The organism is Gelidibacter salicanalis, assembly GCF_016469035.1.
Classification (GTDB): Bacteria; Bacteroidota; Bacteroidia; order Flavobacteriales; family Flavobacteriaceae; genus Gelidibacter; species Gelidibacter salicanalis_A.
On sequence record NZ_JAEHJZ010000427.1, the window covers coordinates 1 to 265 of the forward strand.

Sequence of the window (265 nt, forward strand, 5' to 3'; positions counted from 1 at the left end):
TGAAGACTATGGTGACATTGGTTACCAAGTCTCTGACCTTGTTTATCTACCTGAACGAGATCAAGACCGATCCACAGGTGTACCGAGACAAGTGCCATGCCATTCTCCAGCTTCTTTTGAATATCAGAGGACACCTCGGCGTGACCATGGCCATTTGCAACGAATTGGACGACTTGGAGATTTACACGAACTTCCACCGGATATTCTACCATCCCCAAGAGTCGGGGCTGAATCCGAGTGTGGCGAAGACGTTCGAGATCTACCA

Annotated in this window: 1 protein-coding gene; it reads left to right on the forward strand. The window is 49.1% G+C overall.

Translation table 11 applies throughout. The features are described from left to right. Positions 1-8: 8 nt before the first annotated feature. Positions 9-265: hypothetical protein (locus JEM65_RS22675; protein ID WP_233530816.1), on the forward strand; the 257-nt coding region annotated here is incomplete at its 3' end.